The following is a 23,930-nucleotide window of genomic DNA, read 5'->3' as shown; positions in this document are numbered from 1 at the left end:
AATAGAAATGAAGATGAAACAAGATAAATTAGCTACGGCCCTAAGGATCGTCAACACAAGACCTCTGCTGAGATTTCTGGTTTGTATCGCACCTGGTGTGATGCTGAGTCAACTCACATTAAAACTGGGCATGCCTGATCCAGTACGAGTTTTTGCAACAGTCTGGACATTAGGCGGGGCCGTTTTGTTTATCGCGTGGCCAACGCTTTATAACCGGCTATTCGTCCTGGAAGCTGATGTGCCGACCGTGGCGGACGAAAAAAATGGGCAAGTGGAGCCCATGGCAGGGTTAAGCCAGCCGCCAGCACCCGGCATGGCAGAGGCATCAGCGGATATACACTCGAAGCTGATGCTTGAGCTGCTTGCCATGTGCAGTGGAGACGGCCAAAGGATGTTGAGAGTGATCTCGGAAGAATGCACTCTCAATCCGCACGAGTCGTATCTGACAGCGATTATGCGTGCCCACCACCGCCAGAAATTGTTGCTTAATTCCCCGACTGAAAATTTGAGCTAGCTACCCACACGGCAATCGCAAGGCTGCAGAGCATGACCGCGAGTATATTTGCCGATAGCGTAACAGGAGCTATCGGCAGAAAGAAAAACAGACCAAATACCAAACTAAATACATGCATCGAGGAGTAAAAGAAAACAGGATTCGATGTCTCAAATTTATAGCTTTTCCTTGCTCGAATCATGAAGCCATCTACTGCGGATGGAATACACAGCGCGAGCACAGGGATAAAAAACATGGACGTCAGTGCATATAGACGCCATATGCTTTTATATATCATCAGATATACTCCTCGTAGCCATTTTACTGCATACCTTGTAGCTGCAGAACTCGGGAATTTTGTATTAACCAAACCTTCCGTTGATTGCATCACGCCAGTCGCAATAAATACCGAAGTAAATGTATCGTTGGCTGAAGCATTTACCTTATCCAGATTCACGCCAAAACTTCTCAACATCTCAACTTCCTCGCTCTGCACCCCCTGGTCAGGACTGAATAATGGAACCGATATTATAGTCAATAAAGGCAAAAACAGTGCCCACAAGATGAAGTGACTCAAGAATGTATTTTTTACTTCAACAGGATGAATAGCCATGACTAGAAATTTTTTTCATTTTTTGGAAAAAATTCTGCCAATGACTCATTATCCAGAAGAGAGTGAGGCATAATCTGGATCATCAAAAATGCAGAGGCTATTGAAACTGAAATATTAGATTCAATTCTTGAATTTCTCATGGGATATTCGGCCCATTTATTAATAAATTTATCGGCACCACAAACGAACGGCGACCATACAATATCACCGCTAGAGGTTTCCACCACCAGTTGCTGAGAAAATACATCCTGGCTGTGATTTATCAACACCCTTGCAAAAGCCCCGGCAGCCGCTTGCACATCCCCGCTTCGGTCGTTCTCTTTTTTGTGCTGACTAACAGCCTGTTTAAGACAATAACCAAGAAGAGATTTTCCGCTTTTCGTCAATGAGTATGGACCAACGTAGTTGGCAAATTTAAGCGCCATATCCTCCAACAATGGATTGACCAGCCATATAAATTTTGTCTGCGTCAAGAGCCCAGCATTCTTTATCGCATCTAATAGAATCTTTTTTTCATTCATGGTTATGTCTTTTTTGGTTAACTCTTCATTGTGCTTCTACCACATGGCTCATCACTTCCATCCAGACAAGAGAGCAATAGTAATTTAGTATACATTCAATATAAAAGAGGAAGTCGCCCTTTGTATAGTGTACTGCCTGCCAAGAAAGCAAAGTATTGCAACCCGGGCAATCTAGTTAATAGTTCTGGGGCAACAAAAGGTATTTCCACTTCACTCATTGTCCTGGAGGTTGATCCACTGAATTCGGTGAACGACTTTGACGAGCCAGAGCCACTTGAATGCGAAGTAGTCACCGCCCTTGCCGCTGTTGTTCCGAATGACTTCGCAATCCACTCAGCCATATCCGGGTCTTTGACACGAAGACAAATTACGTTGTTAAGGTTGCCGAGTGCCTGTTTTGTACGAGCGCTGTCGCCAAAAACAACATCGAAGTCGGCAATTGTTTGAGTCGCAATGTAAGCCTTGATTCCGGCCCCACCACCTTTATTTAAGAGTTGAATGCCTTGTTCGTTCATCACTTCCGCTGCTTCATCGATAATTAGGTGAATGTCTTTTGGATTTTTGAAGTTATAAATTGAGCCGGCCACAGATGCAAAATCAGCAAGCATAATTGATCCGATCGCCGACCCAATAGTCTTGTTGGACAGCGAATCCAACCCGACATATAAAACCGCATTCTCTTCTATAATTTTTGTTGTGTCGTAAATTGGCCTCTTGTCATTCAGGTCCAGTGGATCTGGAGATAACATGGATCCAAGTTCATCCGAACCGAGCATTTCCAGGATCGGCTCAAGTACCTGAATCATTTTAGTGTAGTGCTCTTTTGAGTGATTTACCATCGCGATCAACGATTCAATGGCTTCATCTTTTAATCCAGAATGCTCGAATTTTGCGACCATGCACTGCAGACGATCCGTTTTGATAGTCGGCATTTTACCCTTTGGAGTCTCTATCTTGAAAGTATGCAGGTTTGCGTCCCACTTCGTTCCTTCGAGATTGAATAGCTGCTTTTGGATAAGCGATTCCAACAGTGGTTCCACTCCTTGCTGGACAAATTCTTTCGCTGATTTTATCGATGGCATCGAGCCATTTGCAACCTGTGCACGCATAATCCTGAACAATGTTTTCCAGGCAAACGCTGCGAAAGTTCCCTCTGCACTGATTAACTGGCCGATGCGCGTTGCTGGCTCGCCTACGGTGTTCCAGTTAGCCAAGGGATTGATGCGAATGGACTTCGATGGATGCGCCGGATGGAAATATAAGAATTTCCGTCCGGTCCTCTTGCATTCCATTTCAATACGATTTTTTAGATCTTTATCACCCTTGGGATCCATCACAATCAAGCTATCGCCTTTATGGATGATCTGTGTTGCCAGTACTTCGTACAGGCGAGTTTTACCCGCCCGCGTTGTGCCAACTATTAACGTGTGCCCCGACAATCCTTCAAACGGTAATCTGAGTTCCGTTTCCTCCGGATTTATGCCATGTATCCACGGTACGCCGACAACGTTCTCTTTCATGGCATCATTGAGCGTTACAGAGTCTCTGGGGTAGACGGCTTCCCGGATAAAGGGAGGTAACCAAGCCGGCGGACCTTGAATCTCACCAGGGCTGCGGAACATGATTTGTCGAGCGATTTCGGCATGTTGCTGCGTCCATTTGAACCCGCTGCCGAGCCAGAAGCCACCTCGCTCCCACTGCCGCTTTGATTTTTCGACGGCGGCAAGTACGGGAATCTTTTGAACGCGGAGCGCCGATATCGACGCACGGAATCGATATAATTGAAATGCCTCTCTGGCACGCAAACCAGAGAGCGCCAATGTCCCCGCTGCTAGCAGTGGCCACATCGGCGGCTGTAGCACGAGCATTGAAACCGCCGATGCGCCCCAGGAAAGAGTAGCGGTGGCCTCGTATGCAGGCCGAAACATATCATTGTATGTCCGTGCCATTAGCTACCTCCCATGAACCAAGGCTGAAGTTGCAATTTGAGTAGAATACCTCTTCCGTCTTCAGTACGGTCGACGATCAAATCTGCATCTACCATCATCTTGCGGATGGATGTCCCTGCAACGCCGAAAGCTCCTAACATGGTGATAGGAACAGCAATCCCTCTTTCTGAGACCTTGAGCAGCTCTTTTAGTTTGGGAAAGTTTTCATGTTTCGACAGCATCTGAAACCATTCGCGCAGAACCGGATGGGCCATATTAAGTAGTGCGTCACCCTTGTCGTTGTTCTCGATATTGCGGACGGTCCCCCCCGGCAGCGCAGAACTATGATGGGATGCGGGTGCCGTTTGGAGCGGGGACTCAATCGATTCGATTGTACTTCCCGGCCCTATCATGTCGTCTTGCATAAATGCATCAGCTTTTATGCACAGATCTGCCGCAGGATCATAGTGAACGTCCGATCCGCGTTCCTGATACTGGCGTTCTTCTACCTGAACATGATGTGTAATTACCTTGCTTATCGTTTGCCTGACGACGCGCGCGATTGTACTTTCGATACCATTCTGAAGCGGTTTGGGATTGATGGCGTTGTATAGCATCAATGACACACGTAAATCGAAATTGTTAAGAATTCCACTTGGCATAAACCGTGCCGCAATAGCTGCACCCTCACTCTGGGTAAGTTCCTGTGCTCCTTTTCGCCATGTAAACATCGAGACCGGATGCTGCGCTAGCCAAACCGAGAGAGGGACAGGGGACACAAGTGGATGATATTCAACATCATTGTCACGCGTAGTAATCAGCGTATTTTCTGAGAGCAACACAACCCCAGTGGCCATGGTTGCGGCAAAAGCTGCAAACCGGCATTGTGGTTCCAGCACACGCCTTTCTTCCGATGCCAGTGTTGGATTGAACATTTGCGTTCCGGCCAAACGCAAAGAAATCAGAGCGGACGTCAAGCCGAAATCGATCGCACCGCCAGGCCTGGAAAAAGCGGCGTTGGATAGCGGCATTTTTTGCACGTGGTCCATATACGCCAAGAGCACAGGAAGGTAGAACCGTGAAAAAACCTTTTCCGGAACGCCAGCTGCAGTGTGAATTTCGCTTATTCGAGTTGCTTCTGATGCAATTAAGTCAGACGAGCTCGCTGGTAACATAAAATTTTGCATCCATACATTATCGGATTAGGGCTACATAGCACGGAACCAATAATTGACTAAATATTCGCACCATTTAATAATGTTGCCCAGTGGCAAACCGGCATCTTTTCTGGACAATTTGTGATGCGATCTTTTTTTATAAGTACATGATTATTATGTACTTTTTTAATTATAAAATCCAAATATCGCACTAATTCACGTTGAATACACTACATTCCTAAAACAATCGTTGTGCCTAAAATGCAATGAAAATTGTTATTTTGATCTCAGTTTGTGTATTTTATTAATTTCTTCGAGACTACTTTTAGTTTGTCTATTTCGTCTTTCCAAAAATTAGTATATGTCGCAACTACCAAATGATTACTGGTCTCTGGCGAAGTGGTCAGACCGGACGGAAACGAGGATTTGTTAGTCGCCTTCTGCGCTAAGAGTTGGTTTGTCTCCGAAGGAAATGAAAAGGAATTTGAAACCCATTGAAATTTATCAATAATTTGGAAAATTTCCATGTGGCAAATAACGCATACTTTTTACACAAATAGCAACGCTGATTTTAGAGGTTCGTAATGCTTCAAACATTTGACGTAACGACTACTGCTGGTTCTTCGGTAGACATAAGCAATATCGATTTGGGAAACCTGAACAACGAACAATTGCTCTCTCTGCATATTTATGTAGCGGAATACAGGGCATCATTTACACGGGTAGAAGGAGAGTATCTGATCCTTTCATCTCGTCTTAAAGCGATTCAGGATCTCTTAAAAGACAAGTTCTATGAATTCTCTGAACGGGAATTGGGCCTCAAGCGCCATACTGCCCGGCGTCTTCTCGCCATCAACGCATGCCTGGTCAAGCATATCTCCACCAATGGACAGATCGATTTGAATGAGGCACGCAACTATCGTCGCAACGCCTTATATCTGCTGGAACCCGTGACCGATGTCGATGTGATCGAAGAGGTACGTGCACTTGCAAAAAATGGACAGACTATCGATGAAGCAACAGTTCGACGTATCATCGATTCACGCAATGTGGACTATGAAGAAAAAATTGCGTTAGCGGAGGCCAAGCTGCGTAGTCAGGAGAGCGATCTGCAAAAGAAAGAGCAGCAGCGCGCTTTGGAAAATGGCCGGCTTAAGGATCGTTTGGCCAATCAAGACGAGTTGCTACGCAGGGAAAAGGAAAAGACCGTGGCACTTGTGGAAGAGCTGAACGAATCCCGCAGCCAGGCCACGATTGTCGCCCATCCGGTCGAGATCGTGCGCGAGGTTCTTCCCGCTGGATTGGCAAGTATCGAAGAAGCCACTGTGGCTGCAGAAATCCGTTTGGCTGCAATCACTGCCCGCACTGAGTTGGCTGAGGCACAAGCGAAGACGTTAGAAGAAAAGCATCAGGCCATTGAAAAAAATGCGGGCCTTCTCCGTGCTCAACGAGATGAACTGGTTGAAATCAAAGCTGCTGTCGAGTCCATTCTTCTCAAGTTCCCACTGGCTAAGTTGCGAGCAATCTCAAGCAAAAGCGCTGAAACAAAAGCCGCGCTGGAGGCAATGGGGCAGCTCATGATTCAATTTGGTAATCAACTTTGTACAGCAACAGAGCAAGCTTAGTTTCTTGCCGCGGCCATTTTTGACCGGAAAGCCCGTAAGGAATTTTAATGAACAGTCTTCACCTAGATCTACCTGAGTCGCAATTGGTGCTCAACGCACAGGATAAGTTCCAGAAACAAATCATTGCGGCCAATTACGCTATCATTAGCGCCATCAATGGCACGATGGACTTCGATGCACCCATTGCTGCGAATCTATTCGGATTGTCCAATGAGCATCTGGCACTTATCACTGGAGCAACGAAAAGTGCTCTTGCCACGGCGTTAACAATAGGCTTGCCAATTTTCTCGCTACGCATCGCCACCATGGGGTTCATGAACCTCCTTAACGAACCGCAAGGCACGGATACGGCAATGACGATGCTCCTTGGCACTTTCGATCAAGCTCCACCGCTCCTGTCCCTGGGAGAACCGTTTAGTGTGCAACGGCCACCAAATTCCTCTGAAGCAATGCTGGAAGTTCAGGATGGCGCACGTCGTCTGATCGAACTGGCTAACTATAGTGTGTTAGATGCTGTGCGAAGCCTGCAAACTTTTGACGATCCATTAGCATCTCATTTGTTTGGAGCAGAACAGGATGTTCTTCTTGCTCTGTCCCAGTTACCGCGAGCCCGTACATTGCAATTGGTACTCACTGGGGTCCCCATCTTCGCTGTACGTCAGGATTGGCCACAAGCCTTGCTCTTCGCGGAGAACGATGGAATATCCGCGCCAGTTTCGATGCTTCTCAATTCGTTCGGACTCGCGTCCCTCAGCGCAATGAGCGCTTAAGATCGGGAGACGAACTTGACACACATAAGCAGGAATTACGCAGCGAAGCTCGCTATTGCCCGCGAATTAGCGAGTCTGGGTGCACGTGCAGTAACCATATCATCAATCGCAAAGACGAAACCAGCCGATTCTCGCGCGCAATACAAGCTGGTCCGCGGAGTTCAGTCCCAGCCGGGCCAGACTCCAACTGACCACGAATGGTTTCTTTTTAACCAAGTAAGGCGGCAGCACGGAGCGCTATTGCTGGCGATGTATGCATCCTATCGCGCAGCTCTTGACTCTTCTCCAGATGCGCATGGCTTAGCCGTCGTTATCACTTATAAGATGTACATACGCTTGACTTTGAACAAGCCAATTGTCAGTGTGGAACGTTTGAATTTACTGGTAGGTACAGGCTTTAACATCGGCTGGCGTGGCATTCTCAAAGGAGGTTCATCGAAATTTTCCTCTGACAATGTCAAGGTTGCTCTTTGCAAAAAGTGCCGGGTTCCCCATTTGGTGGAAGCCCATTATTTGAATTATATCTGTCCCAGTCATCAGAACGCATAGCCATATTTTAGGCTAATACGCAAAAAGGCCAGTCTCTGACATCAGAGAATTGGCCTTTGTTTATTTTTATTCAGGGAAAATGGATTGTGATGCAGATTGGCAGCACCACCGAAGCAACCACGCCATGGCCAATTAGCACTTAGGATTTAATTTCCGGCAGGAAAAAATAGGGAAGCTTGCACGTCCAGAGGCTACGAAGAGTAGTCTTGCGACAACACCATCCCGGTATTTTGAGCCTTCTGCAGATCCCGTACATTGACGTAGGCAGTAGAGAGTGTCAGCGCGTGCCGAAGCATGTGGTCCACCGACCTGGACCGATGGGTAAAAATTACATTTTCTTGGAGGATATTAGCGAGCCGGCGAACTTGATCATCTTCCCCAGCAAACGCCACAGTGCGATCAGCGGCATGAAAAAGCCTCGAGGAGTTTCCCGTGCGCCAGTAATAAAGCCTTGTATAAATGCATTCATTTCAATATCTCCTGAGTTACTTGTTACGGAAAAAATTACTGACTGAACATTAAATTCCGCATCGTCATATAGTAACAGCTTTTCCACGATTTTCAGCAACTGCGTAAAGCATGGTCTCCCACAACAGGTATTGCCAAGCAAACCAAACTGCATTGATGACTGTTTTTAGAAACGGCTTGATCGTCCTGTCCCCAATTTACAGATGAAGATCAAACACGATGAGAGGCAAATGGGTGCATCGGATCCTGGCCTGCACAAGTTGTTGGTCAACGGCCGAACCGCCCCCTGACCAACCTTCACGAATGGACGGCAGTCGTAAGCAGATAGCGTAGCCGTGCTCAAGCACAGTAAGTATTACAAGCGGCAGACACCGGCATGCCACAAAATTTTGAGCGGTGTTAGCAAGCTCCGGCAATAAAAAAACCCGCACTTTTCAACGAAAAATGCGGGTCTTCTACAATTCTTGATCTTTTAACTTTTTCCTGGTGCCCGGAGCCGGAATCGAACCGGCACGCCCTTACAGGCGGGAGATTTTAAGTCTCCAGTGTCTACCAGTTTCACCATCCGGGCAGCGCGGCAAGATTCTAGCACAAGTGATACCGATTACACCATCTTGCCCATTAATTGCCTCATTGCCGTACTCTCGGTGCTACTCGCTCCCATGGCTACTTTCCCGCGCCCGGTGCTGCGCATCATCGGCTGATGCCAGCCCGTTGAAGAACAGGTTCAGCAGCACGGCGACGATGGCGGCCAGCAGGATGCCGCTATGCAGCAACGGCGACAAGGCCTTGGGCATGTGCTGCGCGTATTGATCGGCCACCAGCGGCAGCATGCCGAAGCCGATCGACAGGGCCACGATGAACAGGTTGTTGCGGTTGCTCTTGTAGTCGACGCCAGCCAGGATGCGGATGCCGGTGGCGGCGACCATGCCGAACATCACCAGCCCTGCCCCGCCCAGCACGAACGCCGGCACGGCTTCGGCCGTCTGCGCGATCGTTGGAATCACGCCCATGACGAGCAGGATGATGCCGGCCGCGACGCAGACCCAGCGGCTGCGCACGCCCGTTACGCCCACCAGGCCCACGTTTTGCGAGAACGAGGTATACGGGAAGGTATTGAAGATGCCGCCAATCAAGGTGCCCAGGCCATCGACGCGCAAGCCGCGGCTGATATCGGCCTGCGTGATGCGCTTGTCCGTCATTTCTCCCAACGCCAGAAACATGCCCAGCGACTCGATCATAACGACGATCATCACCAGGCTCATCGTGACGATGGCAACCACGTCGAAGGTCGGCATACCGAACTGGAATGGCGTGACGATGGCAAAGGCCTTGGCGCTGGCCACCTTGGCGAAATCGGCCTTGCCCAGGGCAAACGACAGGGCCGTACCGGCGATGATGCCGATCAATACCGCAATATTCGACAGGAAACCACGGCCATACTTGGCCACCAACAAGATGACGGCCAGCACGAAGAAAGCAATGCCCATGTTATCGAGCGCGCCATAGCCAGGGTTGGCAATCATGGGCACGGGACCGGCTGGCGCGGGCAAACCGGCCGCCGTGGCGGCAGCGGCCATCTTGACGAAGGCAGGATCGGCAATCTGGGCCATGGCCGGCGGCCCGCCCATGGTCCAGTTCACGCCCACGCGCATCAGCGACACGCCGATCACGGCAATGATACTGCCCGTGACCACGGGCGGAAACAGGGCCAGCAGGCGACTGATGAAGGGAGCGATCAGCATGGACACGACGCCGGCGCCGATCACGGCGCCAAAGATGCCGGTGATGCCCAGGGCCGGATTGTTCGCCATGGCCAGCATGGGACTGACGGCGGCAAAGGTCACGCCCATCATCACGGGCAGGCGAATGCCGAAGTACTTGCCTATCCCCAGGGACTGGATCAGAGTGACGAGGCCGCAGCAGAAAAGATCGGCACTGATCAGCGCAGCCACCTGCTCGGGCGGCAGCTTGAGGGCGCGACCGACGATCAGCGGCACGGCGATAGCGCCCGCATACATGACGAGCACATGCTGCAAACCCAGGGTGAACAGCTTGCCGGCTGGCAGGATTTCATCGACGGGCGATGGCACGGCAGGCGTGGCGCCCGGCACGCTGCGGTGGATGGATTTCAGACGGGGAGTGGCCATTTACGCTCCATTTCCAGGGTTACCGCGGCCCGGATGGACGCAGATGAAAGGGAAAAGCAAGAGAGAAACGGAACGACAGGAACGCACTGGCGGTGGATGAAACATGCGAAGCTCCTTGGATGGGACGACCAAGGAATGCCATGCATGCATCGTGCCAGGTAAATTGTATACAGGAATTGTGCCGAAATAGCATCGCGGCTGTAAAAATCCGAGGTTGGACGCGCTGCAGTGCACTGTTTTCTGGCGCGCCGGCATGCGGCCGCACCAGAAGGCAGCATCGCAAGCGGCGTCCAGACCTGGCACGACGAAGCGGTATCAAGGTCTGGGACTCTGGGACTCTGGCATGGCGAGTGGCGCCAGGCGACGACCTCAGGGGATCACGCGCGGCGCAAGCAAGTTGCAAGCCAACTGCAAACAGCCGCAGACCAGCCGTAGAGCAGCCGCCGACGTCGTTGCGCAACAATCGACGCTAGCTGCCGGCACAGCCATCCATCAGCGCTTCCAGCTGCCGCACATAGGCCGCGCGCAAGTGTTCACGCGCCAGCAAGGCTTGCACTTGTTCAAAAATGCCATGCTGCGGCACGGTTGGCAAGACGGGTGCCGCAGGACGAACGGCGATACAGGGCACGCCGATGGGCAGCCTTTCCGCCGCAGCTTCCAGCTTTGCCCCACCTGCCGCGCAGCCACCCAGCAGCCCAGCAAGCACGCAGACCAATACACAGACCCATGAACAGGTCAGTGAATGGGATAGTGAGCAGGTCAGTGAGCAGGCTGATGAGCAAGCCCGTGCGCCAGCCCGTAAACCAGCCTGCAAGTAGCCCCGGACACGCAGCAGCGCTGGCGCACTCGTCATTGCCTCCCTCATGGCGTCCCGCCAGCGGGTCTTCCAGCCATTTCACTGGCGATCAGCACCTCGGCCGCCTGACAAGCGTCATCATCCGGCTGCAGCGCCAGGATGCGCGCCGCTGCCGCCTGGGCGTCTGCCTGCCCGGCCTGCGCATTGTCCAACGCCTGCCGGGCCCGTGTCGACCGTCGTACTCCCTCCTCCCGCATCGCATTCAGGGCCTGGGTCTGGCGCCGCAACACAGCTTGCATCTCCAGCACCTGTGCCGCGCATGCGGTACGGCCAGCCTCATGCCCCCAGCGCTGGGCGCAAAACACGGCGGCCCCCAGCAACAGCAGCATGGCCAGCACAAGCAAGGGCGGCTTCATGCCAGCACCTTGCGTGCTGCTGCATACAAAGCCAGGCGCTCGGCCAGGCCGTTCACGCCACCGTTGATGCGGCGCGTAACGCGCTCCTGGTCGCCCGCGTCGGTCAGCCGGTTCAAGCCGCGCGATTGCCAGAACCAGCCCGCCGAGCGGCAAGCGGCAGTCGTTTGCTCCAGCAACTGCGGCGCCGCCAGCAAGTCCAGGCCCAGCGCCACGCCGCACGCGGCATAGTTGGCGCGCCCCGTCACCTGCAGCAAACCGCGTCCCTTGAAGCGCACGCCATCACCAGCAATCACATTGCCCAAGTCCGCCCGCCCCTCATAGGCCGCGCCGCTGGCCAGTTCGCGCACATAGCGCAACTGTCCCGATTCGTGGCCCACCTGCGCCAGGAACGACGCCTGGCGCTGCGGCGTATCAATGCTGAACTCGGCCATCGCCGCATTCAAAGGTGCCAGGAACAGCGTAGCGCGGCGGCCGGCCAATGGCATGATCTGCATCAATTGGGCGCCTGTCACAGCATGCCCCGCACATCCTTGACGGCAGCGGCCGCATCAGCCGCGAGTTCGCCGATATCCTTGCCGCGCCGCTTGTCGAACCAGCGCACGCAGGCGCCCAGTACCCACCAGGCGGGCAAGCCGGCCGCCACCATCAGCGGCGCGGCGATGAATAAAAAACCCGTGGCCGGATCGCCGCCATACAAGCCCGCCACGGTCTTCGCGCTGTCGAACAGGCTGGGCCACCACGACAGCACGGCGGCCACGAGCACGGGACCGAGAAAGGTGGAAATGATGATGCTGGAACAAAAACGAATAAATGCCTCCTTGGTGGACTGGGGCCACATGAACATGAAGCCCAGCGACGTGGCAGCGGCGCCGGCCAGCACGGGCACGCCAAACAGTTTGATCAATGCGCCGCCGGCGGCGGTGGTTTCGAGGGCCATGGTTGCCTTTCAGGTGGTGGAAATGAAAAAACCCGCCGAAGCGGGTTCAAAGTGGACGACTGTTTTTCTACACGGCCTTGACCATCACGTAGGCCCTGCCATCCGGCTCGATCGAGATCACGCGGCCGACGGCATGCAGGTACTGCTTCATGCTGAGATCGTCCTCATGCACGGCGATGCCCTTGATGCCGGTGCCGTTCTGCACCGGCACGATGTAGTCGCCCGGCAGGGCGCCAAGCACGTTGACCGGTACGCGGCCTGCGATGGCGATGCGGTCGACCTTCTGACGCTCGGCTTCCAGCGCCGCGTCGAAGGCGGCCATGGCTTCGGCGTCCTGCTGCACGGCGATGTTATGGGCGGCCAGTGCGGCGGTGTAGGTGGCCTGCTTTTCCGCCCATTCGTCATCGGTGTCGCCGGGTTCCGTTATCACGTCTTCGAATTCCGGTGGGTTGATACCGGGCACGGGCTGCTGCATGAGCAGGTCTTCGCGGCGCCGGGGTTGGGTCGGCGCCGGCCCAGCCTGGGGAGATGGTCGCTGCCCTATGTCATTCGCCCAGGAATCACCACCGACAAACGAGGGCGCCGTCGATTTGATCGAGAACATGACAGCATCGGACCATTGGTCGGTGACTTTATTGTCGGCTGTAATACCGACTATTTGGCCGGGGGAGACGACACCGCAGACCGGGCTTTTGAAAATGTATTCGGCATAATCATTGCCAGACGTATTGACTGTACCTCCGGCTGATACGCTACGACCTGTAGTGGAGTTCTTGCCTACATATAGTACCGCTACCGGTGCCGACCAACTTCCTACCCCTTCAGAGGCTAAAATACTTACACTTGGCGCGGGGGCGTTATCAACGCCAAAATATATAATCTCTGCTCCTTGCCCTGTCCCACGGCAGATGTTATGTCGCAGTAGAGAAGGGTCGCTACTTCCTGCCTTGAGCAAAGGAACATAAACCGTGCCATTGCCAGTAATGGAAAACAGTGTTGGGGTGAAGTTCCCCGAACCCACATCACGAGCCTTAAGCGCCAGTTTGTATCCCAATGCGAATGGGCTGGCATTTTCACCTACGGATACCACAGCATTGAAGAAGCCGGCGTATGAGATACCCGTATTGCCGGATACACCAATACGAAGGGCTTCTGCCTCTTGTTTAGCTGCCATTGAGTGCGCTTTTGGCGCGCCTGCAAGGTACGACACTGAAGACGTGTTACCGTCTTGCGCACGCACTTCGACAATGCTGTCAAAGCTCGTACCTTGCAGAGTGGTTGGGGCGTTACCCATACCACGCGAACGAGGGGAGCGATACAAAGGCTCCGATGGGCTTGCGGAACTATCCCATACTGGCGTGCCAGTCACTGTGTCCACCGCTACTGGGCTGGTATAGGTAGCGATCTGCATTCCCATCAATTGGAACGATGCCTGAGCAAAACCACCTGCCAAAAAGAACAGGTACACCGAGACTTTGCCATCTGATTCCAAGTACGCCAAGAATCGTACATTAAGCGGGATGAAGCGGCTGGACGACCATTCGACGTTCACACCTTCAACTGCCGTAGCGACACGACTGCCAATGATGATAGTCATTGCTGTCAAATCATAAGCGCCCCACCCCCCTACCATTGCATCAATACGCAGCGATGAGTACGTACTGGAAGCCGTAGGCTCCAAGGTTGCGATTTTATACAGACGCTGACCTTGACCACCTTGCAGGTAGTTGTATCCATACTTGTTCGCCATCCCTTCACCAATACTGATAGGGAATTGTGACTTAATTGGCGTTGCACTATCAATCCACGCGGCATCCATATAGCCATTCGGCCCACCAAGCGGCGACCGCCCCACGGCTGGCGCATACGACGCCACCACGGCGCCCCGTCCAGCCAGCTCGTTCAAGCGCTGGATCGTGTCCTTCTGTCCATAATAAAAAAAATCGCTCATTACAACTCCTCTATTTCAATGTTGGTGGCATAAGCCTGGAAAGATGGTGTCGTGATGGCGGCCAAATTGGCCAGACGGCCATACACTTGGTGCGCCTGCTCCAGTTCAACATCGTCGCTGTCGGGATACAGGCTGATGAAAAGCGGACCCGACAGGCCGTTGCCGCGTACGATGCGCCACAGTTCGGCACGGTCCAGCGGCGTCATGTGATCGAGCGCCAGCGACAGCTTGCGGTACATCACGCCGCGCTCCACCTTCTGTTCGCCAGCGCCATTGCGGTACTGGCTGCTGGTATCGATTGGCGTGATACCGGCGCCATACGACGCGTTCTGCTCGGGACTCCAGTAAGGGCCAGCCACCAGACGCGCGGCCTCGATATAGCCGGCAGGATTGTCGGGGTCGGCCAGGTCGATCACCAGCTTCCTGATGCTGTGCATCTGGAACCAGCAGCGGGCGTAGGTACCGCCGCCGTAACTGTAGGCATTCAAGCCCAGCGGCAATGCGCCCCAGTCCCACATGCCCAGCCGCGCATACTCGCATGCTGGCATGACGCCAGTATCGAATGCAGACGCAGTGTGGCCGGGCTCGATGTAGCCGCGCACGCGGATGGTCGCCCCTGGGGTCAAGTTGCAAAACGGCAGGGCCAAACCACCGACAATTTCCGGTGACGGCCAGGTTGCCGTGATGCTCAGCGCTGTGCCGATTGAGCGCAAGACCAGAGACTTTCCCTCGCGCTGCAGATTGGTCGGACCCAAGGTGCCGGCCTGGCTCGATGCCGTTAACATTGCACGGTCGGCGGCGTTGTCATAAATAATGCGTAGATTTTTCATTAGATTTTAACCAGCTTCCAAGTGATCTCAGTTGGGATAATGTAGCCATTGCCACTGACCGGGGTCCAGGTAAATCGAATGTATATCTGATTATCAATTGGCAGGAGGGAGGCACTAGCACTTTTGAGGCCATCACCAACAACAACAGACGCTTCGCAATAACCATTGCAGCCACCGTTCGGGCTCGATTTACCCTCTGAAATCGTCGCGGTGGCCAAAAAAGTGTCCGACGGAGCCTCATGCCATGCAATCTCGAATGCCTTTCCAGTATCGATGTAAACGGTAAAGGGGCGATATTCTTCACCAGTCCATCCAACTAGCCCTGGGGAAATGGACGTCTTTCCACGACGCACCAAATTCGGTGGTGACAGGAGTCTGCGGGCAAAAGTACCTTCGCCATCGGCGGTGATACTCACTGCTCCCGAGCCAGCATAGATAAACGGCATACTGCCCGTAGCGTTAAAATCGATAAACGTCGTATTATTTTTGTTTTGACCACGTCCGGCAATAATGGTGTCTGCCGTCAACTTCCCGGAAAAAGTACCAGAAGCACCAAGCAGTTCACCACGGAAAGTGCCACTATTCGCGTGCAAATTTCCATTTCGATCCAGGCACCATCCCGTCGTGCTGCCACTCCCATTCCAATTGCTGCTGTAAATATCACCGCCAATCTGTGCGTTTAAAATAGCAGCGTTCGCGATGTAGGTCGAAGAATTGGTCGGCGTGATCTGGCCGTAAAGATTGTCCCCGAATCCGGCTCCTGGGCCGTCCGCCCAGGCCGATGGAACCGTTTGCGCGGCAAGTGCCACGCCGAAATACCACAGGGAGATAAAGAGATAAGGTTCGACTCCGCCATCGCCCACAAGAACACAACGCACCGAGGCATAAGCGGCTCCGGTCGGGGCCGTAGCGAATAGTGTTGATCTGGGCCAACTGCCAAGGGCGCCTATTACGCCGACGTTGTCTATGGCATTTCCGGGTATCTCCGAGAGATAAGTACCGTCCATTTTGTAGAAAGCGATGTTGACGGCACCTTTGCAGCGATGTGAAGTCATATAGGCACTAAGCTCATAACGCGTGCCTGGAATCACTGGAAATTTCCGGAATTCCCCATCTTGCATTGGTGAGGCAATAGCATTGGAACCTGCTGAAACGGTCCCCATGCAGCAGATATAAATACCGCCTGCGCCGCCCGGCAAGTAGGGTGCGTAACTCGGTGCGAAAATGGTCGTGCCTGGTGAGTACGAATACAATAAACCGAAGCCGCCTACCGTGCCTGGATAGGGACCAGCGTTGCTGATCAGGTTACCCGCGCCTATGCCCGCATCCAGGTAGTTCGCCGTCAAGGGCATGCCGGCGCTGAGAATAACCTTGCCGTCGCGATCCTTTATTGCCAATCCGCGCGCATCGATTTTCTCAGCCGTGACGGAGTCTGCTGCCAGCGCCTTTGTTGCCACTGTTCCAGGTACAAGCAGGTTTCCATTTAACACAGTTCCCAGTTCCAGCCATCCACCATCGACAAAGAATTTCGTCATCACATACGTCGCGTCATACAAGGTCACCACGTCGCGGTTGACCGGTGCACCGTAGCCAGCTCGCCCCAGCTCATACACGGCCGACGCATCCGACCAGGCCGAGTAACCAGGCGCCGTCACCGTCACCGTGCCGCGCTGGCCGGTGGCGCCATCAGCGGCCAGGCGCGCAGCGGCCGCCCATTCGCCTGGGGCGATGTCATCGGTCGCCGCGCGTGACGCAGCCGTGGCGCCGGACATGAACAGATAGGCGCCGCCCGCCGACGGCACCTGGGTAGACCAGCCGTTGTTCAACCCCGTCAGTTTGCCCGTGGCAAACGTAAACGTGCATGCGGCCGTCGGCAGCGCGGGCGCTATGTTGGTTGCGCCCCGCTGGTAGATACGCACGGGCGCCACGTTCAAGCCGTCGGTGCCGTCCTTGGCCAGCTGCACCGCAGCCGACCATTCATTGGCGGCGATATTGTCCGTGGCATTGCGCGAGCTGGCGGCCGCCACGCGCACATACAGCGGCGCCGTGCCAGCCGGGATATTCTTCGACCAGCCATTGGCCAGGTCATTGCCGGCAGGTGTCGTGATTGCCGCCGTGGAAAAGGCGTAGATCACGTCGCCCGGAGAATCACCAGGTGCCGCAGCGGCGCGCTTGTAGGCGAAGGCCTGGCCCGTGTTCAATCCGGCCAGGCCCGTCTCGCCGGCGGCGCCGTCGAAGACCTTGCTGACCATGTAGTTGGCGAGGTAATCGACGCCAAATTCACGGATGCGTGCCTGCACCAGGGCAGTATCGGTAGTCATGCTGGCAAAATCGACCGTGGCCACGTTGCCGTTCACCCGCAACGCCGTGCCGGCGGATACGGAAAACACGATATCGCCCACCACATTGACCGGCTTGGCGGTGATGGCTATCGAGCCGGGCGCGCCCTCACCCGCACTATTGACGCGAAATACGGGCGTGCTGGCGGACATCAGGAGCGTCTTGCCATCGGCCGTCGTGCTGAAGCGCTCCGCCGTCGCCTGCAGCAGCGAATCGCGTTCTCCCACAATCGCGCTCATACGAGCACCCCCACCGTCACTCTGCCCGTCAGCCAGAAACGCGACAGCAGTACCACCACGCCCGGCACGCCATCCTGCAAGCCAAAGCGTTCAGCGCGCAGTTGTACGGGCTGTCCCAGTTCCAGCATCATCATCTCGGGTTCTCCATCGAATTCGTAAATGGTGCGCGGTACCTTGCTCAAGGCCAGGCGCCGCTGCGCTTCCGCGCGGGCATCGGCCCGCGTCTTCAGGCACGTATCGATCTGCACCGGGTCGTCGCTCAAGCGGTAACGCGTGCGCACCGCCGCGTCGACCACCGTCTCCGTCAGCCATTCGGTGGCATACAAATCTGCATGCGCGGGCGGTATGCTGGTCGTCAGGCCAGCCTGCGGCGTCCAGTTCCGGTCAAAACCGATCTTCACGGCGGCCGTCACCGGCAGGCGCTGCGCGGGACGCAGCGAGCGTTCGCGCATCTGCTCCGGACCGATCGCCACCGGCACGCCGGCGGCCGGCAGCGCGATCTGCACCAGGCGCAGCTGGCCCGTGCGCGACATGATCGCCTGGGCGCCCACGCTGGCCGCCAGTTGCTGGATGGCCTGCGCCTGGTTCGTGCGGTCCGCAACATACAGCCCCACCGGCTGCGGGTGGGACGCGTCGAAGGCGGCCAGGTTGTCCAGGTCCAGGTCCGCCAGGACAAAACGGTCGGCCGCCTTGCCGTAGGCCGTGGCGATACGCTGCACCAGCGGCGCGATGCGCGGCGCATAGCCGCCGCCCTTGTCGCCCTGTACGCTGGCCGTGATCGTGGTGGAAAACGGATCGGTAGTCAGGTTGAAGCGGCCCGCCTGGTCATTCAAGGCCACGGCAATCGGCTTGCCGTTGGTGCGCACTTCAAACGTCGATTCGACCGCGCCGAGAAAACCGTATTCCAGCGTGGCGGGATTGGTCAGCAAGGGCGTCACGTTGTGGCACTCGCCAAACGGTATGGGCAGGATGGCGTCCTTGTTCGGCGTCGTGCCACCCAGCTTGGCCTCGGAGATCGGCGTATTCAGGCGCTGCAGCTTGTCGCGCAGTACCAGGTTGACCGACTCGCGCCCCGCACTGGCCATGTCGGCGATGATGCCGTCGAAGACCAGCTGGAAGTCGGCGCGCGGCCAGGACGGATCACCGGCCCAGGCCTTGATCGGCCGGTTCATCCAGACGTCGTCCAGCCAGCCATCGAGCGCGCCATCGGCGTTATCGAGTTCGATATCGCCGCCCGACAGCCCCGCCTCGCCGGACAGGCTGACCTGTTCCGTGAAGGCCAGACCGCCCTTGGCCAGCGGCTGGTACGCGGTATTCGCTGGCACTTCGCGCGGCCCGGTGACGTAGGGCCGGGAGGCGATATACCGCGTCACCTCGCTGCCGTCCACGTTCACTTGCGCCTCGATCAGCACCATGCGGATGGCCGACGGGCTTTGCAGCCAATCCTGAAATTGCGCATCGGTCATGCGTACTCTCCTTTCACTGCATTGGCCCAGGCGGATGCCCGGGACGATTTATCCACGCCATCGACCACCGTCCTGGCGGCGCTGGCATTCGATTCAAAGGTGGCCTGGATGGTGGCGCCCGTCTGCGCCCGCTGGTCGGCACGCAAACCTTCCAGCTCCACGCGCATGGCCTGGTTGTCTTCGCGCAGGCCGCGGATTTCGGCCACCAGTACATCGGAGCCGACGTTCGCCGCCGACGAGTAGCGCACGGGGTCGAACACTGCCGGTGCTTCCACCGCAGACTCTCCGAAAGAGGCGGCGACAGACATGCCGGCAGCAGGCGCAAAGCGCATGCCACCCGTGATATCGGTCTGCCCGCCTGCCCGCAACGCAGCACCCAGCGCATCGACCGCCTGCTCGATACCAACCGCCGTCTTGTTCAGGTTGATCAACTGCCCCACTTGCGTATCGAGTGCCGTCAGCTGCTTCTGCGCATCGTTCAACTGTGTGCCCGTGATCGCCGCCAGTGCCGCCAGCTCGGACTGGACCCTGGCCGCATCGGCGGCATAGCTCGCGCTTGCAGCGTTCACGACCTGACTGGCCGTCAGATATGCCGTGGCAGTTCCTGTCAGCGCCGACTGGGCCGCCGCATCGCCCGTCTTCGCCTTGGCCAGCGTCTCTTCATACTGACGCTGCGCCTCTGCCATCTTCTGCATCGGCGTCAAGGTCGACAGGTTGCCCAGCAACAGAGAATCCTTGAAGGTGCGGATGCCGTCGCCAAACGATTTCAGGCGATCGATGGTGGACTTGAGGGCCGAAGACTCCGTTTCATAGGCACTGGCAATGTCCTGCCGCGCCTGCAACTGGTCATACAAGGCCAGGTTGGTGGCATCGACCGCAGTACGCTCCTTGGCACGCAATTGCGCCGAAGTCATCGTCATCTGGTCGAGCTTTTCCTGGATGCCCTTGCGCTCGTCGGCAATGCCCTGCTCCGATTTGGTCAAGTCTTCCGTCGCCGCATGCGTCTTCGCAAACGCATCGGCCAATGCCATCAGGCCCGCATACTGGTCGGCCCCCGTCTTGGTGGCCAATGCGCCAGAATTGACCAGTTGCAATACCGTATCCTTGAACTGCGCGCGCGTGGTCACGCTCGCATAGCCCAGGGCCGCCATCTGTTGCGTCACGTGTTTTTGCACGGGCGCCAGGCGCTCGGCTTCGGTCAGGTAGTTTTCGGCAAAGAATGCAGTCCGATTGCCCAGTGCTTCAACGCCACCGGCAGCCTTGACCAACTGTTCGCGTGCCGCCAGGGACGCCACGCCAACGGCGCCGAATGCCTGCTGCGAGGTGCTGCCCAGGGTAGCCAGCATGGCATCGACGACCGCGTAGTTGCCCGCCAGGCGCTGCAGCGCAGCGCTGGCCGATTCGCCCTTCTGGCTCAGTTGCGACAGCGATGGCACCAGTTCCTTTGACATCGCATCGCCGACGCCGGTAAAGAAATCGGCAATGGCTTTCTGGTTCGCGGCGTCATCCTTGGTCATGACGATATTGAGCGACTGCGTGCGCGTGGCCAGGCTATCCGTGTTGACGCCCAAGGTGCTGGCGAAAGCGCCCGTCACCGCCTTCATCTGCGCATACGTATCGCCAAGCGAGGCCGCCAGCTCGGCATCGACTTCAGAGCGGTCGGTACCTTTCTTATTCTTGCGGAAAAGGCCGCCCTTCTGGGTCCAGTTCGAATAACTCTCACCCGTAAAGCCATCGGCACCGAGGTTGCCCGAAATACCGGCACTGCTGACCTTTTTCTCGCCCATGCCGAACAAGCGGTTCGCCGCGCCGCCCAGCAGGCCGCCCACCAGCGCGCCCATAGCCGTACCCACCAAGGGAAAGACGACGGTTCCCAGTGCTGCGCCAACGGCCGTACCGGCATTGACCACACCATTGCGGCCATATTCGCCCGAAATCATCTTGCCGCCATACACGCCGCCCATGACGCCGGCGGCGACGCTTGCCGCCGCGCCCACACCGGTGGCGAGAGACCCATTGGCACTGACAAACGGAGAATAAGAATTACCTTGCAGCATGTTGATACCGCGCTGCACGCCATCGGCCACCGAGTTGCCAATACCGGAAAGTCCGCTGGACAGCGAATCGTAGATGCCCTTCGCCGAACTCAGGAGCGACTGGATGCCCCCGCCGTTGGCCAGACTGCCCTGCGCTTGCGCCGCGCCCGGATTCAGGAACGAGGCAAAGCCGGCCGCGATGGGCGACATGATCGGTTGCAGCACGAGGTTGTTGAACATGCTCTTCAACTTGTCCCTGAACATGGTCGCCAGGTTCTTGCCGCCTTCAAAGCCGTTCATGAACGCGTCAGTCAGTGACTTTTCGATATCCTTGGCGCTGGCAGCCCAGTCATCGGAGGCCTTCTTGGCCGCAGCGGCAGACGCCTCCTTGGCGGCCAGTTCTTCCGTCGCCGTCATGCTGCGCTGCTTGGCATCGATCAATGCATTCAAATACTCGATCTGGGCCGCATTTTCCTTGCCCACCGCCAGCGCGGCGCGCTGCTCCTTCAGCAGCGCCATTTCATTCTGCGCGATGGCGGTCTTGCTCATGCCATACACCGCCACCAGCTTTTCGCCAGCCTCGGCTTCCTTGACGGCATCGGCGACGGCCTGCGTCCGTGTATCGGACAGCGCTTTCGCGTCTGCCAGCGCCTGCTCGGTCACAGCCTTGGCTTGCTTGCCCACCTCGATCTCATCGACGCGGGCCTGAAGCACCTTACGCGCAACCTCGAATCCCGCCTGCTCCGACGCAGTCAGTTTTTTCGTCTGACTCTCACGGAGTTCCTTCAACTGAAAATCGAACTTTTGCGCCTCGTTCATCTCAGCATAACCGGCAGCTTCGCGCTTCAGGTCGAGGGCCTTGCCGTGCATCTCTTTCATCATGGATTCGAAAGGCGTGGGCGGAGCGGGAAGCGCCGGCATGCCTGTAGCGGGCCCGTTCTTCGGTTTGCCGGGCGCTTCTTGCTGCTCAAGCTGCTTGAGCTTGCCGTGCACCATATCCAGTTCGCCCTGCAGCCTTGCCAGGTTGCTGTCCACCCCGGCCTTGTCCAGGGACTGGTATTTTCCCGTGCGATTGCGCACGGCATCCATTTCCGTCGAAATCTCCAGCATGCGTTCGCCAGCCGGGGTATTCAGTCCTTTCTCCGACACGCCCAGCTTTGCCAGCTCATTGCGCTTTGCGAGCTGGACCATCTGCTTGTCGAGTTCAGCAACGATTTCCTTGGTACTCTTGCGCATGGGCTCTACGGCTTTCTCCGCATTGTCTTTCGACGAACTCCCCCACATATTCCAGGCAGTAACACCTAACCCTACGACAGTCACCAGCAAACCGATATAACCGCCCATGAATGCCAAGGCGCCCTTCAGCACTCCTGCAGCCACCGATGCGGCGCGCGTTGCGGTCGTTTGCGCCACCAATGCAGCGGCATGGGCTTCGGCGGCAACTGCAGCACGGGCCTGGGCCGGGATCAGGCCATTCGTGGTCAGCGCCAGCGCCACGTCGGCCTGGCTGGCGCGTATCGTCGCTTGTAATTCAGCAACACGTGCGGTCGCCAGTGCAGAGGTGGCGGCGGTCGCCGTCACGTCGGCATTCGCCGCCGCCAGGGTGGATGCCAGCAAGGCCCGGTTGGCCGTGACCTTGCTATACGTAGCCACGACGACGCCGGCAGCCCAGGAACCAAATTTCGCGGTGGTCAGCGTTTCGAGCACGCCAACGACCAGGGTCAGGTTATTCGACAGAAATTCGAGGCCGCTCGTCATCAGGCGCACGGCGCCGGTCGACTCCGCCTGTCTCGCCGTGAACTCCATCACGTTGTTGCTCAAGACGGTAAAGCTGCCACCGATGGTTTCGAACTGCACAGCTTCCTTGCGCAACTCGCCCAGCGCATTTGGCAGCGCGACGGCCATCACGTCGGCAGTGATCAATCCTGCGCCGGCAAGCCCGGCGAGCGCTTCTTTCGACACGCCCAGGCCGGCGGCCATGGCCGCCATGACTTCGGGCGCAGCCTGGCTGATATCGTTAAATTGCTGGCTGCTCAGGGCGCCATCGGCGAAGGCGTCGGACAGCCCCTTGAAGGCGGTGGCGGAATCTGCCGCCGAGGCGCCGCTGATCTTGACGCCAAGATTGAGCGCCTCGGTGATGCCGGCCACTTCGGCCTGGCTGATGCCCAGTTTCTTGGTCGCATCGTTCATTTGGGCATACAACCCTGCCGTGGCGGCAAGGTCTGTCTGCCCCGAGGCGGCAATGCGCTTGACATTGTCGTACGCCTCGCCATATTCCTGCGTCGAACTGGTCGACATGCGCAGTTGCGCTGTCAGTTTCGTATATTCATCAGACAGTTTGACGATCTGGCCAATATTGTTGGAAATACCCAGGTTGGAGAGTATCTCCGTGTATTTTTTCGTGACATCTTCGAGTTTGAAAGTCGACTTGGCAGCCCGCTCGCTGGCCTCGCGCATGCGTTCCAGGTCATCTGCCGCGATGCGCACATTGAGCGTATCGATGCGTATCTGCAATGTTTCAATTTCAACGGTCATAATTTACCCATAAAAAAAGCCACCGCAAAGGTGACCGTGTAATCGAGGCCACCTTCACGACGGCTGTTGTGTTTTCCGTGTCACCTCTGCTGTAAAAATCAGGGCAAAAC

The 23,930-nt window shown here is 56.0% G+C and carries 19 protein-coding genes and 1 tRNA gene; 4 read left to right on the top strand and 16 right to left on the bottom strand.

Going from position 1 to position 23,930, the window contains the following annotated elements:
- Positions 1–7: 7 nt before the first annotated feature.
- Positions 8–514, top strand: a complete 507-nt coding sequence (locus tag IGS58_RS09505) for a hypothetical protein (protein ID WP_230521186.1) — start codon at positions 8–10, stop codon at positions 512–514.
- On the opposite strand, the gene IGS58_RS09500 is transcribed toward IGS58_RS09505, so the two are convergent.
- The 4 genes from IGS58_RS09500 to IGS58_RS09485 all read right to left on the bottom strand — a co-directional run bounded on the left by IGS58_RS09500 (position 486) and on the right by IGS58_RS09485 (position 4,730).
- Positions 486–1,106, bottom strand: a complete 621-nt coding sequence (locus IGS58_RS09500; RefSeq protein ID WP_071653697.1) for a DUF4400 domain-containing protein — start codon at positions 1,104–1,106, stop codon at positions 486–488. The genes IGS58_RS09505 and IGS58_RS09500 overlap by 29 nt on opposite strands.
- Positions 1,107–1,108: 2 nt before the next feature.
- Entirely contained in the window at positions 1,109–1,627 is a 519-nt protein-coding gene (locus tag IGS58_RS09495; RefSeq protein ID WP_070257653.1) for a hypothetical protein, read from the bottom strand.
- Between the two features lie 95 nt (positions 1,628–1,722).
- A complete protein-coding gene (traD, locus tag IGS58_RS09490) occupies positions 1,723–3,576 on the bottom strand; it encodes a conjugative transfer system coupling protein TraD (RefSeq protein WP_070257654.1) in 1,854 nt (617 codons plus the stop codon).
- Entirely contained in the window at positions 3,576–4,730 is a 1,155-nt protein-coding gene (locus IGS58_RS09485) for a TraI domain-containing protein (RefSeq protein WP_230521185.1), read from the bottom strand. The genes traD and IGS58_RS09485 overlap by 1 nt, the downstream gene beginning before the upstream one ends.
- Positions 4,731–5,296: 566 nt before the next feature.
- On the opposite strand from IGS58_RS09485, the gene IGS58_RS09480 reads away from it, so the two are divergent.
- From IGS58_RS09480 to IGS58_RS09470, 3 genes are read left to right on the top strand one after another with little or no spacing between them, the layout of a single operon-like run.
- A complete protein-coding gene (locus IGS58_RS09480; protein ID WP_230521184.1) occupies positions 5,297–6,337 on the top strand; it encodes a hypothetical protein in 1,041 nt (346 codons plus the stop codon).
- 47 nt (positions 6,338–6,384) lie between these two features.
- The gene (locus tag IGS58_RS09475) at positions 6,385–7,107 is read left to right on the top strand and encodes a hypothetical protein (RefSeq protein WP_230521183.1); all 723 of its coding nucleotides are present in this window, start codon (positions 6,385–6,387) and stop codon (positions 7,105–7,107) included.
- A gap of 15 nt (positions 7,108–7,122) precedes the next feature.
- Positions 7,123–7,656 (top strand): FlhC family transcriptional regulator, encoded by a 534-nt coding sequence (locus IGS58_RS09470; protein ID WP_071653700.1) that lies wholly within the window; start codon positions 7,123–7,125, stop codon positions 7,654–7,656.
- Between the two features lie 328 nt (positions 7,657–7,984).
- On the opposite strand, the gene IGS58_RS09465 is transcribed toward IGS58_RS09470, so the two are convergent.
- The 12 genes from IGS58_RS09465 to IGS58_RS09410 form a co-directional block, all read right to left on the bottom strand.
- Positions 7,985–8,212: a hypothetical protein gene (locus IGS58_RS09465; RefSeq protein ID WP_139144199.1), complete on the bottom strand. Its 228-nt coding sequence runs from the start codon at positions 8,210–8,212 to the stop codon at positions 7,985–7,987.
- Between the two features lie 396 nt (positions 8,213–8,608).
- Positions 8,609–8,695 (bottom strand) — tRNA-Leu (locus IGS58_RS09460).
- A 79-nt stretch (positions 8,696–8,774) separates the two neighbouring features.
- Positions 8,775–10,274 carry a nucleobase:cation symporter-2 family protein gene (locus tag IGS58_RS09455; RefSeq protein ID WP_230521182.1) on the bottom strand — a complete coding sequence of 500 codons (1,500 nt, stop codon included), beginning with the start codon at positions 10,272–10,274 and terminating at the stop codon, positions 8,775–8,777.
- A gap of 469 nt (positions 10,275–10,743) precedes the next feature.
- Entirely contained in the window at positions 10,744–10,902 is a 159-nt protein-coding gene (locus IGS58_RS09450; protein WP_170846291.1) for a hypothetical protein, read from the bottom strand.
- Between the two features lie 233 nt (positions 10,903–11,135).
- On the bottom strand, positions 11,136–11,486 hold the full coding sequence (locus tag IGS58_RS09445) for a hypothetical protein (protein WP_070257659.1): 351 nt from the start codon (positions 11,484–11,486) through the stop codon (positions 11,136–11,138).
- On the bottom strand, positions 11,483–11,980 hold the full coding sequence (locus tag IGS58_RS09440) for a glycoside hydrolase family 19 protein (protein WP_070257660.1): 498 nt from the start codon (positions 11,978–11,980) through the stop codon (positions 11,483–11,485). Before IGS58_RS09440 ends, IGS58_RS09445 begins: the two co-directional genes overlap by 4 nt.
- A 14-nt stretch (positions 11,981–11,994) precedes the next feature.
- On the bottom strand, positions 11,995–12,423 hold the full coding sequence (locus tag IGS58_RS09435; protein WP_034785835.1) for a hypothetical protein: 429 nt from the start codon (positions 12,421–12,423) through the stop codon (positions 11,995–11,997).
- A 67-nt stretch (positions 12,424–12,490) separates the two neighbouring features.
- Complete coding sequence (locus IGS58_RS09430; protein WP_230521181.1) at positions 12,491–14,374, bottom strand: hypothetical protein; 1,884 nt, start codon at positions 14,372–14,374, stop codon at positions 12,491–12,493.
- A complete protein-coding gene (locus tag IGS58_RS09425) occupies positions 14,374–15,204 on the bottom strand; it encodes a hypothetical protein (RefSeq protein ID WP_230521180.1) in 831 nt (276 codons plus the stop codon). Before IGS58_RS09425 ends, IGS58_RS09430 begins: the two co-directional genes overlap by 1 nt.
- Positions 15,204–17,783, bottom strand: a complete 2,580-nt coding sequence (locus tag IGS58_RS09420; protein ID WP_070257663.1) for a hypothetical protein — start codon at positions 17,781–17,783, stop codon at positions 15,204–15,206. Before IGS58_RS09420 ends, IGS58_RS09425 begins: the two co-directional genes overlap by 1 nt.
- Entirely contained in the window at positions 17,780–19,249 is a 1,470-nt protein-coding gene (locus IGS58_RS09415) for a hypothetical protein (protein ID WP_230521179.1), read from the bottom strand. The genes IGS58_RS09420 and IGS58_RS09415 overlap by 4 nt, the downstream gene beginning before the upstream one ends.
- Entirely contained in the window at positions 19,246–23,820 is a 4,575-nt protein-coding gene (locus IGS58_RS09410; protein ID WP_230521178.1) for a tape measure protein, read from the bottom strand. Before IGS58_RS09410 ends, IGS58_RS09415 begins: the two co-directional genes overlap by 4 nt.
- Between the last annotated feature and the right edge of the window lie 110 nt (positions 23,821–23,930).

The sequence above is a fragment of the Janthinobacterium sp. EB271-G4-7A genome (genome assembly GCF_020858075.1).
GTDB lineage: Bacteria > Pseudomonadota > Gammaproteobacteria > Burkholderiales > Burkholderiaceae_D > Janthinobacterium > Janthinobacterium lividum.
This window is presented reverse-complemented; position numbering and strand designations above follow the sequence as displayed.